Annotated in this window: 17 protein-coding genes; 7 read left to right on the forward strand and 10 right to left on the reverse strand. The window is 27.9% G+C overall.

From position 1 onward, the window contains the following. The first annotated feature begins 91 nt into the window (after positions 1 to 91). Positions 92 to 1519 carry an alanine/glycine:cation symporter family protein gene (locus tag CSBG_RS10905; RefSeq protein ID WP_008679482.1) on the forward strand — a complete coding sequence of 476 codons (1428 nt, stop codon included), beginning with the start codon at positions 92 to 94 and terminating at the stop codon, positions 1517 to 1519. A gap of 64 nt (positions 1520 to 1583) precedes the next feature. Here the strand turns inward: CSBG_RS10905 and CSBG_RS10910 are convergent, their stop codons facing one another. Further along, positions 1584 to 2420, reverse strand: a complete 837-nt coding sequence (locus CSBG_RS10910) for a hypothetical protein (RefSeq protein WP_008679484.1) — start codon at positions 2418 to 2420, stop codon at positions 1584 to 1586. 251 nt (positions 2421 to 2671) lie between these two features. Between CSBG_RS10910 and CSBG_RS10915 the strand changes: the two genes are divergently transcribed. Next, positions 2672 to 3049, forward strand: a complete 378-nt coding sequence (locus CSBG_RS10915) for a YtxH domain-containing protein (protein ID WP_008679486.1) — start codon at positions 2672 to 2674, stop codon at positions 3047 to 3049. A gap of 46 nt (positions 3050 to 3095) precedes the next feature. After that, entirely contained in the window at positions 3096 to 3419 is a 324-nt protein-coding gene (locus CSBG_RS10920; RefSeq protein ID WP_008679488.1) for a hypothetical protein, read from the forward strand. Between the two features lie 73 nt (positions 3420 to 3492). On the opposite strand, the gene CSBG_RS10925 is transcribed toward CSBG_RS10920, so the two are convergent. The 6 genes from CSBG_RS10925 to pyrB are packed head-to-tail and all read right to left on the reverse strand — an operon-like array spanning position 3493 to position 8639. Continuing rightward, the gene (locus CSBG_RS10925; protein ID WP_008679490.1) at positions 3493 to 4392 is read right to left on the reverse strand and encodes a dihydroorotate dehydrogenase; all 900 of its coding nucleotides are present in this window, start codon (positions 4390 to 4392) and stop codon (positions 3493 to 3495) included. Positions 4393 to 4414: 22 nt separating this feature from the next. Next, the gene (locus CSBG_RS10930; RefSeq protein WP_008679491.1) at positions 4415 to 5158 is read right to left on the reverse strand and encodes a dihydroorotate dehydrogenase electron transfer subunit; all 744 of its coding nucleotides are present in this window, start codon (positions 5156 to 5158) and stop codon (positions 4415 to 4417) included. Between the two features lie 11 nt (positions 5159 to 5169). Continuing rightward, positions 5170 to 6045, reverse strand: coding sequence for an orotidine-5'-phosphate decarboxylase (pyrF, locus tag CSBG_RS10935; RefSeq protein ID WP_008679494.1), 876 nt, complete (start codon positions 6043 to 6045; stop codon positions 5170 to 5172). 10 nt (positions 6046 to 6055) lie between these two features. Continuing rightward, positions 6056 to 7252: a dihydroorotase gene (locus tag CSBG_RS10940; RefSeq protein ID WP_008679495.1), complete on the reverse strand. Its 1197-nt coding sequence runs from the start codon at positions 7250 to 7252 to the stop codon at positions 6056 to 6058. Between the two features lie 28 nt (positions 7253 to 7280). Beyond that, a complete protein-coding gene (locus CSBG_RS10945) occupies positions 7281 to 7712 on the reverse strand; it encodes an aspartate carbamoyltransferase regulatory subunit (protein WP_008679496.1) in 432 nt (143 codons plus the stop codon). Continuing rightward, positions 7713 to 8639 carry an aspartate carbamoyltransferase gene (pyrB, locus tag CSBG_RS10950; protein WP_008679499.1) on the reverse strand — a complete coding sequence of 309 codons (927 nt, stop codon included), beginning with the start codon at positions 8637 to 8639 and terminating at the stop codon, positions 7713 to 7715. 485 nt (positions 8640 to 9124) lie between these two features. On the opposite strand from pyrB, the gene CSBG_RS10955 reads away from it, so the two are divergent. Beyond that, the gene (locus CSBG_RS10955; RefSeq protein WP_008679501.1) at positions 9125 to 9469 is read left to right on the forward strand and encodes a YmaF family protein; all 345 of its coding nucleotides are present in this window, start codon (positions 9125 to 9127) and stop codon (positions 9467 to 9469) included. A gap of 272 nt (positions 9470 to 9741) precedes the next feature. Here the strand turns inward: CSBG_RS10955 and CSBG_RS10960 are convergent, their stop codons facing one another. Beyond that, positions 9742 to 9945 (reverse strand): DUF6290 family protein, encoded by a 204-nt coding sequence (locus tag CSBG_RS10960; RefSeq protein ID WP_008679503.1) that lies wholly within the window; start codon positions 9943 to 9945, stop codon positions 9742 to 9744. Between the two features lie 228 nt (positions 9946 to 10173). Here CSBG_RS10960 and CSBG_RS10965 point away from each other — a divergent pair, with 228 nt between their 5' ends. Beyond that, entirely contained in the window at positions 10174 to 10491 is a 318-nt protein-coding gene (locus CSBG_RS10965; protein ID WP_008679505.1) for a hypothetical protein, read from the forward strand. A 97-nt stretch (positions 10492 to 10588) separates the two neighbouring features. Continuing rightward, positions 10589 to 10912 (forward strand): hypothetical protein, encoded by a 324-nt coding sequence (locus tag CSBG_RS10970; protein ID WP_008679508.1) that lies wholly within the window; start codon positions 10589 to 10591, stop codon positions 10910 to 10912. 279 nt (positions 10913 to 11191) lie between these two features. On the opposite strand, the gene CSBG_RS10975 is transcribed toward CSBG_RS10970, so the two are convergent. Together CSBG_RS10975 and CSBG_RS10980 are read right to left on the reverse strand one after the other, a co-directional pair. Next, a complete protein-coding gene (locus CSBG_RS10975; protein WP_008679509.1) occupies positions 11192 to 11971 on the reverse strand; it encodes a serine hydrolase in 780 nt (259 codons plus the stop codon). Between the two features lie 169 nt (positions 11972 to 12140). Continuing rightward, positions 12141 to 13241, reverse strand: a complete 1101-nt coding sequence (locus CSBG_RS10980) for a 6-phosphofructokinase (protein ID WP_008679510.1) — start codon at positions 13239 to 13241, stop codon at positions 12141 to 12143. 326 nt (positions 13242 to 13567) lie between these two features. Between CSBG_RS10980 and CSBG_RS10985 the strand changes: the two genes are divergently transcribed. Beyond that, entirely contained in the window at positions 13568 to 14500 is a 933-nt protein-coding gene (locus CSBG_RS10985) for a hypothetical protein (RefSeq protein WP_008679511.1), read from the forward strand. The last annotated feature ends 7 nt before the right edge of the window (positions 14501 to 14507 follow it).

Genomic DNA, 14507 nt, shown 5'->3' on the forward strand with positions numbered 1-14507 from the left:
ACTTTTTTCTTGCATTTTTCTTATGTTTAATATATTATAATCTAAGATGAAATTTGTATTAATTACGAAAGAAAAGGGGGATTTTTATTTTATGGAATTTTTTAATAATATAATCTTAGCATTTAATGATTTTTTATGGACTTATGTACTAATAGCCATGTTAATTATAATTGGACTTTACTTTACTATAAAAACTAGATTTGTTCAATTTGGAAACCTTAAAGAAATGTTTAGACTTCTTGGAGATGGCGCTACTGCTGAAAAAAAAGAGCATTCTGTTTCATCTTTCCAAGCCTTTTGTATAAGTACTGCTTCTAGAGTTGGTACTGGTAATCTTGCTGGTATTGCAACTGCTATTGCAATAGGTGGTCCTGGTGCTATCTTTTGGATGTGGCTTATAGCACTTGTTGGAGCAGCCTCAAGTTTTATAGAATCAACTTTAGCCCAAATATATAAGGTTAAAGATGGACATACTTTTAGAGGTGGTCCAGCTTATTATATGGAAAAAGGACTTAAAAAAAGATGGATGGGTGTTACTTTTGCACTACTTATTACAATTGCATTTGGATTAGTATTCAATTCAGTCCAAGCAAATACTATTACTCTTTCTCTAAACAATTCATTTGGATTTAATAGAGCATTCATTGGGGCATTGATAACAATATTTACTACTATCATTATTTTTGGAGGAGTTAATAGAATTGCTAAGGTTTCGAGTATTTTAGTTCCAATTATGGCAATAGCCTATATAGTTGTTGCGCTATTTATTGTTGTTAAAAATATAGGTCAAATTCCTTCAGTCATAAAATTAATATTTGAAAATGCATTTGGTATAAATCAAATTGTTGGTGGTGGAATCGGTGCTGCATTAATGCAAGGTATAAAAAGAGGTTTATTCTCTAATGAAGCTGGTATGGGTTCAGCTCCAAATGCTGCTGCCACAGCAACCGTATCACATCCTGTTAAACAAGGTTTTATACAAACTCTTGGTGTATTTACTGATACAATAATAATATGTAGTTGTACTGCATTTATAATTTTATTATCAGATGCTCCACTTGATGGCACTGTAAAAGGAATAGAACTTACTCAAATAGCACTTAACTCTCAAGTTGGTTCTTGGGGTGGAATCTTTATTTCAATTTGTATTTTATTGTTTGCATTTAGCTCTATTGTTGGAAATTATTATTACGGCGAGGCCAATATTCAATTTATAACTGATAAGAAGATTTACTTACAAATTTATAGAATTGCAGTAGGCGCAATGGTATTCTTTGGCTCACTTGTCAGCATGGATATCGTTTGGAATTTAGCTGATGTATTTATGGGCTTTATGGCTATAATAAATTTAATAGCAATTGTATTACTAAGTAAGATTGCGTTTAAAGCATTAGATGACTATAAGAAGCAAAAAAGAGCTGGAATAAAAGATCCTGTATTTGATGCTTCATCAATTCCTGAACTTTCTGATGAAGAAATAGAATGGCAATCAAATAATGAAAATGATATAGCTGTTTAATATAAAAGAGATTTGAATAAATTTAATATTCAAATCTCTTTTTTACTAATTTTATTTATTTTTCTTAATTTATTGCTACAGCATCTAAATTGAAATTTATTACTTCTCCTGAATCTGCTCTTACACATATAGAATATACTTCTTCTTTTTTATCATTATTAATTACTTTTACATTATAAATATATGATAATACCATTTCATTATCTTTTACAGCGACAAAAGCAATCATAGGATTCTCCAAAGCACTAACTTTAAAATTAAGATTGACAAAGTGTCCTTTTGCTATCTCTCCAGCCTTAACTTCATCAATGTTTATTTCTTTAATATGTTTTATATGATCCAACGGATAGTTTGAATACCCTTCTAACTTTCCTTTGCTTTTATCAATTACTGCACTTATTTCCTGCTTATAGTAAGGATATCCATCTTTACACTTATAAAAAACTATATTATAACATGGACTATTTTCCTCTTCTCTTGACCTAACTTCTTTAAATTTGAACTCATCATTAGTAATTTCATTAACATACTTTGTTGCTAAATTAATAGCTTTTTTTTCATCTATAACTTCATTTGTAGATGTACTTCCTAAATTTTTATTAGAAAATCCCAGCACATTATAATCTTTATCTATATCTACCCCATAATTTCCAACTATAACAGAGTATTGTATTTGGGAACTTTTATTAGCTAGTTTATTTAAAGTTGCTTCTTCATCTATTTTACTATTATTTTTATATTCTTCTATTATATTACTATCAGACAAATTTTCTATAAATTTCTTTGCTACAATAACTTCTTTTGTTCCTTTATTTAGTATGTTGTTTATCATAAATACTATAAGAACTAATAATACTACAATAACTATACTGAAAACTATAGTTCCTTTTTTTAGTCTCATTGTATCCTCCTTAACTTATTGTATTAATTTTAATCCTATAACTATATTTTCTTAATACAATAATTTTAATAAAATCTTAATTGTTATATTTATATTTTACATTATACAAGTTATAATATAAAGTATTTTTTAATTTTTAAAGTTAATAATATTTAATATTATTAACTTATTTTAAACATACTTGTATTTATATACTATTTATTCTATAATCCATGTATACAACTAATTTACTATAAATGGGGGATTTTAATATGAATTTATCAAAATTAATAGAGCAAAAGAAAAAAGAAAAAGCTAAGAAAGAAAAAGCTAAAGTTGCTAAAAATGTAGCCTTAGGAGCTACTATTGGTGTTGCTGCTGGACTAGCTAGTGGATTATTATTTGCACCTAAGTCAGGTAAAGATACTAGACAATCATTAAAGAAAACTGCTAATGATTTAAATAATACAATTAAGAGTAAAGCTATAGATGTTACTGAGGATGCTAAGAGTAATTTTAGTGACGCTAAAAGTAAAATTGCAAAATATCTTGAGTCAAAAAAAGCTATAACTAGCGATTCTTTAGAAGAATCTACAAAAGAAATGACAGAAGAAAGTGATAATAACCTTCAAGAAAATTCAAATATTTAATTAAATAGTATGCTTATTTTATAAATATTAAGTGAGGATATATAATATGACTATTACTATTAATCTTAATACTCTTTTATTAACTATTATAGTTATCGTTTCTGTTATAGCTTTAATTTATTTAATTTTAGCCCTAAGAAAACTTATTGTACTTATTGATACTATAAATACAACTCTTAAAGATAATAAAACAAATTTAGATAGTACTATACAGAATTTAAACGGAATCTCTGAAAATGTTAAAGATATAAGTGATGTTGCTGTTGAAACTACAGCAGAAGCTATTGTTATGAAGGATGGAATTGTTAATCAATTAGATACTATAAAAGATATCATAAATATAATAGTTGGAGTATTTTCAAAAAAATAATATACATATGTTATAGGACAGTACATAGTTGTTTTAATCAACTATGTACTGTCCTATTTAAATACTTCATTCTTTATTTTATGCACCCTATTATATCTTTTATATCTTTAATACCTTGTTCTATACAAAACTTTTCCATTTCATCTATTATTTCTTTTCCTGCCATAGGGTTTATAAAATTTACTGTACCTATTTGAATTGCAGTTGCTCCTGCCATCATAAACTCTATTGCATCTATTCCATTAGAAATACCACCTAATCCTATTACAGGTATGCTGACAGCTTTTGATACTTCATGTACCATCCTTAATGCTATTGGCTTTACAGCCGGTCCTGAAAGTCCTGCATATATATTATTGAATATAGGCTTTCTTTTATACGGATCTATTGCAAATCCCTTCAATGTATTTATTAGTGATATTGAATCAGCACCAGCTTCTTCACAGCTTACTGCCATTCTCACTATATCTTCTGCATTAGGAGAAAGCTTAACCATAAGAGGTTTATCTGAAATTTTCTTTATTTTAGAAACAACTTCATAAGCTACATTTGACTTTATTCCAAATGCCATTCCCCCTGATTTTACATTAGGACATGATATATTAAGTTCTATCATATCTATATCAGTATCTCTTAATTTTTGAATGGCTTCCTCATAATCCTCAATACATCCTCCACCAACATTTGCAATAATATTGGTGCCAAGTTCCTTCATTTTAGGAAGTTCTTCTTTTATAAATCTGTCTATTCCAGGGTTTTGAAGTCCAACTGAATTCATCATTCCTGATGGAGTTTCATATACTCTTATTCCTTCATTACCACCTTTAGGATTTAAAGTTAATCCCTTTGATGATATTCCTCCTAAAATTCCAACATCATAAAAATTATTATATTCTGCTCCAAAACCAAAGGTTCCTGATGCTGCTATTACTGGATTCTTAAACTCTATTCCATTTATATTTACTTTCAACATTTACAAAACTCCTCCTTTGATTTTAAAGTTCAACATAATATCCATCAAATACTGGACCATCTTTACATGTCCTTTTATTTCCATCCTTAGTTTTACATGTACATACAAGACAAGCCCCAACTCCGCAAGCCATATGTTTTTCCATAGATACATATATTTTTACATTTTTTTCTTTACATATATCTATAACTTTTTTCATCATTATTTCTGGACCACAGCAAAGTACGGTATCATATTCCTCTACATTAAGGATATCTGTTATAAATCCCTTATGCCCATAGTTACCACTATTAGTGCTTATATATGTTCCATCTACATAATTCTTTATTTCATCTATTAAATAAATTTCATCCCTAAATCCTGCATATAAATCTAATTTAGAGACATTATTATTTTCTTTAAGCTTTTTAGCTACCTCAAGCATTGGTGCAGTACCTATACCACCAGAAACCAATGCAACTCTACCAAGCTTTTCATATACATTAAATCCATTTCCTAATGGTCCAGTAAGGTTTATATAATCTCCTTTTTCTAAACTAACATATTCTTTTGTGCCATTTCCAACAACTGCATATAAGAATGTTATAGTCCCTTCATTTTTTTCACATACACTTATTGGCCTCGGAAGTAATGTTTGTCCACCTAATTTCAACATGTAAAATTGTCCCGGCTTTACTTCATTATTATCTTCTACAACCATTTTGTATATTCCATTCACTATCTTTTCGTTTGATATAACTTTTGATTTAGTATACGATACCTTCATTAGTTTTCCTCCTATAGATTCTTTACCGCTGCTCCTATTTCATCTCTCATTCTAATAACTTCTTCCCTTGCGCATAATGCAAATTCTTTTTCCATGCCTTCCTGCTTTTTATATGCTAAAAGTATAGCTCTTGAAGAGTTTACGACTCCTCCATTTCCATTATTTAAATATAAAGCCACATCTTTTGCCTTTCCACCTTGAGCCCCATATCCTGGTATCAAGAAAAACATATTTTTAAATCTTTTTCTTATTTCAATACCTTCTTCAATATGAGTGCATCCTATAACCCCACCTATGCTTGAGTATCCACATTCTCCTACTATTTTTTTACCAAGCTCAACTATTTTATCACCAACTACCTTATATACATCTCTGGAATCTGTAGTCTTTAGCATTTCTATATCTTCTGCCCCTGGATTAGAAGTCCTAACTAATGAGAATAGTCCCTTGTTTCCTTTTTCCATATATGGCATATAAGGCTCTATACTATCCATCCCCATATATGGGCTAAGAGTTATAAAATCAGCTTCAAAATCTCCTTCAAAGTGAGCTTTTGCATATTGCTTGGCTGTTGCTGCTATATCTCCTCTTTTTATATCTGCAATTATAATTGCATCTTTTTTTCTTAAATAATCTAAAGTTTCTTTATAAGCAATCATTCCTTTTAATCCTAAAGCTTCATAATAAGCAATTTGAACTTTAAAGCACGCTGCCACATCGATAGTTGCATCTATTATTTGCTTATTAAACTCAACTAATGCTTCAACTTCCGATCTTCCTTCAAAAAGATAACTAGGTATATATTCAAGCGCTGTATCTAATCCAACACAAACTACTCCTCTTTCTTCTACTCTATTAAACAATTTATCCATTATTAAACTTTTCATATTTATCTCCCTACTTCTTATAAAGAATCCTTCCTGCTTTTATTGTCATTTGAACTTCTCCATAAAACTCCATACCTTGAAAAGGAGTATTTTTTCCCTTTGAATTAAATTCCTCTGAGTTTACTTTGATCTTCTTATCTAAATCTAATAAGACTACATCTCCTTCAACTCCAGGACTAATTCTCCCCTTATTCATACCTAGAATATCCGCACAGTTCTTTGACATAATTTCACTTAACTTATTTAAATTTATAGCTCCGGATTTAACTAAGCTTGTATAACATATAGAAAATGATGTTTCAAGCCCAACCATTCCAGGTGATCCTTTTTCTTTATCTTCTTGTGTATGAGGAGCATGATCTGTACCTATACAATCTATAATTCCATCTTTTATAGCATTTATAATTTCATATACATCCTCTTTTTCTCTTATAGGCGGATTTACTCTATAATTATTTATATCTTTTGTTAATGATATATGATGAGGAGTGACCTCGCAAGTTATATTGCTAAAACGCTTCTTTGCATTCTTAATATACCCTATAGCTTCTTTTGTACTAACATGACACATATGAAGCCTTGCCCCAGTTTCTTTTGCTAAATAAATATCTCTTAATGTCATTATATTTTCAGCTATTCTCATATCTATATCTGAGAAACTATGATCTTCTGCATGAGACATTATTACCCATCCATGTTCTTTTGCTTTTAGCATAGCTTTATACATAATTTCAGAGTCCATAACTCCAACGCCATCATCTGATATTGCTTTAAGCCTATTATCATTAGCAAAGTTATCTAAATGCGTTATATCCTTGCCATTAAAACCTTTTGTAACAGATATACATTGATGCAAATCTATTAAATTCAACTCTTTCTCTCTGTTTCTAACTTCTTCTAAAACTTCTTTACTAGAACATATTGGCTTAGTATTTGCCATCAGACATACTCCAGTATATCCACCTCTTAATGCTGCTTTAGACCCTGTTTCTATATCTTCTTTGTAAGTAAGCCCTGGTTCCCTAAAATGTGCATGAGTATCGATAAATGAAGGCATTAAAGTTAACCCCTTAGCGTCTATAACATTTATAGCATCTATATTAATATCTAATCCTACTTCTTTTATATTTCCATTTTCTATATAAATATCTCCAATAAAATCTTGTGAGTAATCTACTATTCTAGCATTTTTTATTAGCAAATTCATAATTTCACCTCATAGTTTATATTTAAATCTATAAATCAGATAGACTTGTTATGTGATCACAATAATCACACTTGTATGTTCCTTTATTCTCATCTATTAGGTTAAATGTATGCGGAACATATTGTTCTACCTCTGTTATACATCTTGGATTACTGCAAATCAGAACATCTACAACCTTTTTAGGTAACTCTGGTTTTATTTTTCTAGATATTTGTCCGTCCCTTACCTCGTTTATAGTTAGATTTGGTGATAATAATCCTAAAATTGTATAGTTTATTTCTGAAGAATTTTCTATTTTAATTATGTCTTTTTTGCCAACTTTATCACTTTCTGCATTCATTATTAATGCAACTTGGCTATTAACCTTATCTAGATTTAAATAATTAAATATTTTTATTCCCATTCCAGCCTTTATATGATCTATTACTAATCCATTTTTAATACTTGTTATTTCTAACATCTAAGCCACCCCCAAAAGTTTCGCAATTAATGCCATTCTTACATACATTCCATACTCTGCTTGCTTAAAATAGCAGGCTCTATCATCTCTATCAACTTCTATGGAAATTTCATTTACCCTTGGTAGTGGATGCATAACTATCATATCTTTTTTGGCTAACTTCATCTTTTCTACATCTAAAATATAGCTATCTTTAAGCCTTATATATTCCTCTTCATTAAAAAATCTTTCTTTTTGAATTCTAGTCATATATAAAATATCTAGTTCATCTATTACGTCTTCTAATTTTTCAACTTCTTTAAATTCTATATTATTTTTTATCAATATTTCTTCTCTTATATAAACTGGTATAGATAATTCCTTTGGTGAAATTAAGATAAATTTAGTTCCTTCATATCGTGACATAGCTTTTATAAGTGAGTGAACTGTTCTTCCATTTTTTAAGTCTCCACAAATTCCTATTGTATGATTTGTTAAACCATCCTTTAAAGACTCTATTGTTAAAAGATCAGTTAATGTTTGAGTTGGATGCTGATGTCCTCCATCTCCTGCATTTATTACAGGAACTTCTGAATACATACTTGCAAGTTTAGCAGAACCTTCCATTGGATGCCTCATAGCAATTATGTCAGAATATATAGACACCATAGTTATAGTATCTGCTAAAGTTTCTCCCTTTGCAGTAGAACTTGAATTTGGCTCAGAAAACCCTAGAATTTTACCACCAAGTCTCATCATTGCAGCTTCAAAGCTAAATCTTGTCCTTGTACTTGGTTCATAAAATAAAGTCGCTAAAATTTTTCCATCACAGATATGAGAATACTCCCTTGGATTTGCTATTATTTGATGTGCTAATTTAAAAATTTCTTGTAATTCCTCTTTTGAAAAATCCATTGGATCAATCAAATGTTTGCTTTTCATATTCATTTACATCACTCCTTGTTAACATCTCCGTGTTAAATTTAAAGGTATATATGTTTTCAATTTTGTTATTTTACTTAAATAAGCTTATTAATTTTTAATTTTATAAAATAGTAATAATACAAATTATTAATTGAAACATATATTATAATAATTTACAGAAAAAAACCTTCCTTATTTCAAGGAAGGTATAATAAGCCCTAAATAAAAGTCTTTTACTATTACAATCTCTTCCTTGTTAATCTCTCTGGATTAAATTAAAGGTCATCTTTTCCAATAGGATAACACTTATATAATATATTGTCAAGAAAGTATTAATAAGAACCTCTCTTCTTAGTACTAATTTATATAAAATTATACTTTATATCCATTCTCTAGGAACATAAAAACATATTCTATATGATCATTTTGCACATTTGCCTTTTAAACTAAATATAATATAAATTATATTGAAATAAGGTTTATATTATATTTAGTTAGGAGATTTTTATATGTATCCGAATGATTATAGTGCTTTAAGACGTTATCGTAGACAAACACACAATCACGAATTCCTAGGAAGTACTAGATTTACTGAAGAAAGCGATGATAGACATAATCATCGCTTTGCAGGTATCTCAAGTGAAGCCATACCGTACAATGGATCTCATGTTCATAAAATAAAAACTAGTACAGACTTTTTCGGACATTATCATGATATATGTATTATAACAGGTCCTGCTATACCTATGAGTAATGGTAAACACATTCATTTGGCAATTGCTACTACAACATTTGTGCAAGGGCATGTTCACGAGTTTATTTTCACAACATTAATCGAAGCCCCTGAACTATAATTTATGCTATTGAGCCCGTTTTAAGGGTTCTTTTTTTATATTTATAATATTAATATTTTGATCTTAAGCTATACTTATTTTCTAAAAAGTTAATTATTAATTTATAGTCATACATTTTATTTAATATTTTCATATCTTTTTGTAATTTTTTTTATACATATATCATACTATGAACTATGAAGTTAAGTTCCTGAAAAGGTATATATTGGACTATAAAATTCTCCAAGGAATAACTATACTATTAGTTATTCCTTCTTCCATATATTTGCCTTTTATATATTTATATAAATGAACTCATCTATCTCCTTCATAGCTACAGTTCTTAAAAATTCATTTATCGATATATCCTTTAGATCACAATATTTTTTTATTAATTGTTTTTCTTTACTGTTGAGTCTAAGCTCAACTTTATCATCTAAAATAGAGTCTTCCTTCTTCTTAAAAATAAACTTAATTAAATTTAATATATTACCCATTATTGTCCTCCATAGATATATATTTAAAATTATCTTACTGAAAAGGTAGTTTAAAAACTATTTTAATTCTATAGTAATTTTAAACGATCTTACATTACATATTTATTATATTGGTAACAAGATTATTACAAAATTTTATTATATTTATATATTTTGTCTTTATAAATACTCATTTTGTATATTTAAACATTTATAAAGACAAAATAATTGGGAAAGGTGGTTATTTAAATGAAAAAATTTATAGCTATTATTTTTATTTCTTTATTTTTAAACTTTAATATAGTAAAAGCAAATCCTCAAATTTCCTCAAATATATTAAAGGAAGGTGTTTATAACGTAAATAATATTACTAACACACTTGGCAACGTTCAAAATGTTCAAAATGTCTCAAATTATAGTTCTATATATCTAATTCTCTTAGATCAAAATGAAACAGTGTTACAAACAATAAAAATGAAACCACAATCTGAAACATATGTATTAAACAATTTTGGAAAAAACTATAAATTAATATTAATTGGCGATGGTGAAGCTTTTTTATCTTAAAGCTAAGATTTAACCATATAAATATTTGCTATTTCGCCTAAAAATGCCTACATATAATATATATTCAATTAATTAAAATAGAAAGGTAGATGTTAAAGTGAAAAAATTTCTTGTCATACTATTAGTTCTTTTATCAGTATCTTACATACCTACTAATGCTGTTATTCAATTTGCTGAACCGCCTCTTAAAGAAGGAGTATATAGAGTAAATACTTTTACTACCCCATTAAATGAAATAAATTATATCGAAAATACTTCAAAAACAGATGACGTTTACTTTGTAGTATTTAATGAAAATGATACCTTAATTCAATCAATAAAGCTACCTCCAAACTCTTCTAAACATAAAATTTCACCACTAGATCCAAGCTATAGAATAGTAATTATCGGAAAAGGTACTATTCTTTTATCAAAAGAATAATATAGTTATTTTTTATAACCATACTAAACACTTTTCTATAAATTATTTATAGTGTTTATGAATAACTTATTAAGAATTTGAAGGATAACCAAATATAACACCCAATAGACATGTTATAAATTAAATATCTAAATCTTAGAATATTCTATTCTAAACAATATAAAATAGAGGATAATTATAATAACTATCCTCTATTTTACTTCAAAAATTTATGCACTTTTATGCCTTTCAATTTAAACAAACATTCCATAAACCTTTAATATATAAATATGTCAAGGATTAATGCCAATTATTCATCACATTATCCCACATAGTTTTTCCACATTTAGCTAATGTAACTGTTCCATAAACACTATTAGGTATTCCCATAGATAAAACAGTGAATGTAAAATTCCCCTTTGATAATCTAATTAATTCAGTATCATTTTCTACTCCATTCTTATCCCCAGTCTTACTTGAAATTTCATATTTCAAATCATCTGGAATATATAGAGCTAACTTATTTTTAATTTGCTGTCTTGTTAAAATATCAATTAACATCTGACTATTTTCTTCATTTAAATAGGTTGAATTATATAAATGTCTCCAAATTCTAGCAAGATCTAGCGCACATGTTATATTTTCAACTTCACTTTTAGTCTTTCTTTCATCAGTTGTTTTTCTATTTAGCACTGTATTTTTCAGGCCCATTTCTTTTATATCTTTATTTATTTTTTCCATTCCAACAATATCAATTATTTTATTTGCTGCTGTATTATCACTTTGTATTAACATAGCAACTAATAACTCAAAAACAGTGTATTCTCTTTCATTAAACTCATGAATTATCCCTGTACCATAAACTTTATCTTTTCCATCAATTTTTATTTTATCTAGAAAGTCAATTTTTTTATCTTCTACACTTTTAATTAATGATACAGCTATAGGCAGCTTCATACAACCTGCTGCTACCATTTGAACGTTTTCATTATAACCATAAATGTATCCACTCTTCAAATCCTCAAAGAAAAATCCATATGTCCCAATTCTTGATTCTAAATATTTCTTTATCTCTTTCATAATACCCTCCAGCTTTCTTTACTGTATTCTCTGCCTAATAAAATTATATCATATTGTCAGAAAATTTTGAAGTATCAAATAAAAGTTTATATAACTTTTATTTAGTTTTTTATTTAAATTTAATAACAAAAATAGTGGTAGAGTAAAATATCTACCACTTCGTTTATAATTAATCAGCAAATGAAATTCCTATTTTTTTTGCAACTTTAACTAATTCTCCATCTGGATCAACTAGTTTTGATTTTTGACCTATAACATTCTCTAAACTATCACTAGACATTTTTCCATCTTTAAGACAAACCATATCTCCAAACTTACCTTCATTAATAAGTTCAACAGCTCCAACTCCATATCTTGTTGATAGAATTCTATCATATGTTGAAGTTATTCCACCTCTTTGAATATGACCAAGCACTGTGCATCTTATTTCTTTATCTGGTAATAGCTTTTCTAAATCTTCAGCTAATTTATTTCCTATTCCACCAAGTCTTATTGGATCTGGACTATCAGCAACTATCTTAGCAACTACTACTTCTCCATCTTTAGGTTTTGCTCCTTCTGCTACTACAACTATACTAAATCTTCTACCTGCAGCTTCTCTTTCTTTTACTTTCTCAGCAATTTTATTTATATCATAAGGCATTTCAGGTAAAAGTATAACATCAGCAGATCCTGCAATACCAGATTCTAATGCTATCCAACCTGCTCCTCTACCCATAACTTCACAAATCATTACTCTATGATGTGATTCCGCTGTAGTATGTAGTCTGTCTAACGCTTCAGTGGCAACATCTATAGCCGTATTAAAACCAAATGTTACATCTGTTGATGCTAAATCATTATCAATTGTTTTTGGAACACCTATTACTTTAACACCTTTTCTTGCAAAGTCTCTTGCTGATGTTAAAGTTCCATCTCCTCCTATTACAACTAATACATCTACTCCTTCTTTCTTTAGATTATCTACAGCTACATCTGATACATCTTTTTTTACCATAACGCCATTTTCTTCTACTAAGTAATCAAATAAGTTGTCCTTGTTTGAGCTATATAATATAGTTCCTCCTCTATGAAGAATCCCTGATACGCTATCTAAAGTTAGAGGTACGAAATCATTGTTGTATAATCCCCTGTATCCAAACTTATAACCTATTACTTCCATTCCATAGTTTATTATAGCTGTTCTTGTTACGGCCCTTATAACTGCATTTAATCCTGGACAATCTCCACCACCTGTTAGTAATGCTATTTTTTTAATTTGTTGTGACATTTAAAACTCCCCCTACCCAATTCAGTTACTTTCAAATTGATTATACATTTAAAATTTTCTGTTAATTCTTTTTTTTGAATATAACAATTTAGCTTCATTTAATGCAATTGTTTTCAAAGCATTATTGTTAATTCTCTTATTTAATGATAGCATAAAGATAATATACTGAAAAGTAAAATTATCTTTATTTTCAATATTTTTTATATTTTTGTAATTTTCTCATAATTATTGTTTTAATTTATATGAAATTAACTAAACTATATTGAAATATAGTATTAAATACTTTATAATATCTTTATATTTATTTTAAAGATAGGGGATTATTTATGAGAAGCTTTAACGAAGAATTTTTAAAACTTGAGGAAGAAAGAACTACTTTAAAAAAACTAAAATCAAAGATTTCTACTCTTGATGTAGAAATAAATAGAACTAATGAATCATTAGAAGTACTAAAAAAAATTTTAGCCAAAGAAAAAAAGGATGTAGATAATTTAGAATCCTTTAGCCTATCATATGTTTACTATAAAATTAAAGGATCAATGGATGAAAAGCTTTCCAAAGAAAAACTTGAATTTTTAGAAGCACAAGCTAGATACTTAGAAAAAGAAGACTACTTAAATAGATTAACATCTAATAAAAAACAAATGCTAAAAGATATTAACGATATTGGTGATATTGATTTAAAATATGATGATCTTTTAAATAATTCGGCTGAATATATTATAAAATTTAATAACGGGAAAAGTGAAAAAGTATTATTAATTTTAAATAAATTAAAAAATACCTCCCTAGAACTTAAGGAAATACAAGAAGCTTTATTTGAAGGCGATAAACTAATCCCTTATATAGATAAAGCTATATCAAACTTAAATAGTGCTCAAAACTGGGGTATCTATGATATGATGGGTGGAGATTTTATAGCAACAATGGCTAAACGTTCCAAAATGGATGATGCTTCAAAATCAATAAATTCAATAAAAGTAATGTTAAATAGATATAATGCTGAATTAAAAGATTTAAGTGATGAAATTAATGTTAATTTAAATCTTGATAGTATGTCTGGTATATTTGACTATTTATTTGATAATTTTTTTACAGATTATTTTGTACAAGGTAAAATTAATTCTGCTTTAGATTCCACAAAAAACTTAAAAGCTAAAGTAAATAATATACAATCAAGCTTAACAAATAAAGCTCAAAATTACAAAAAAGAAATTGAAAACCTAAAAAAAGAATTAGAAAATGAACTAAAAAAATAAGAGTACA

Origin of the sequence: Clostridium sp. 7_2_43FAA (genome assembly GCF_000158375.2) — a bacterium.
In the GTDB taxonomy this organism is placed as follows: domain Bacteria; phylum Bacillota; class Clostridia; order Clostridiales; family Clostridiaceae; genus Clostridium; species Clostridium tertium.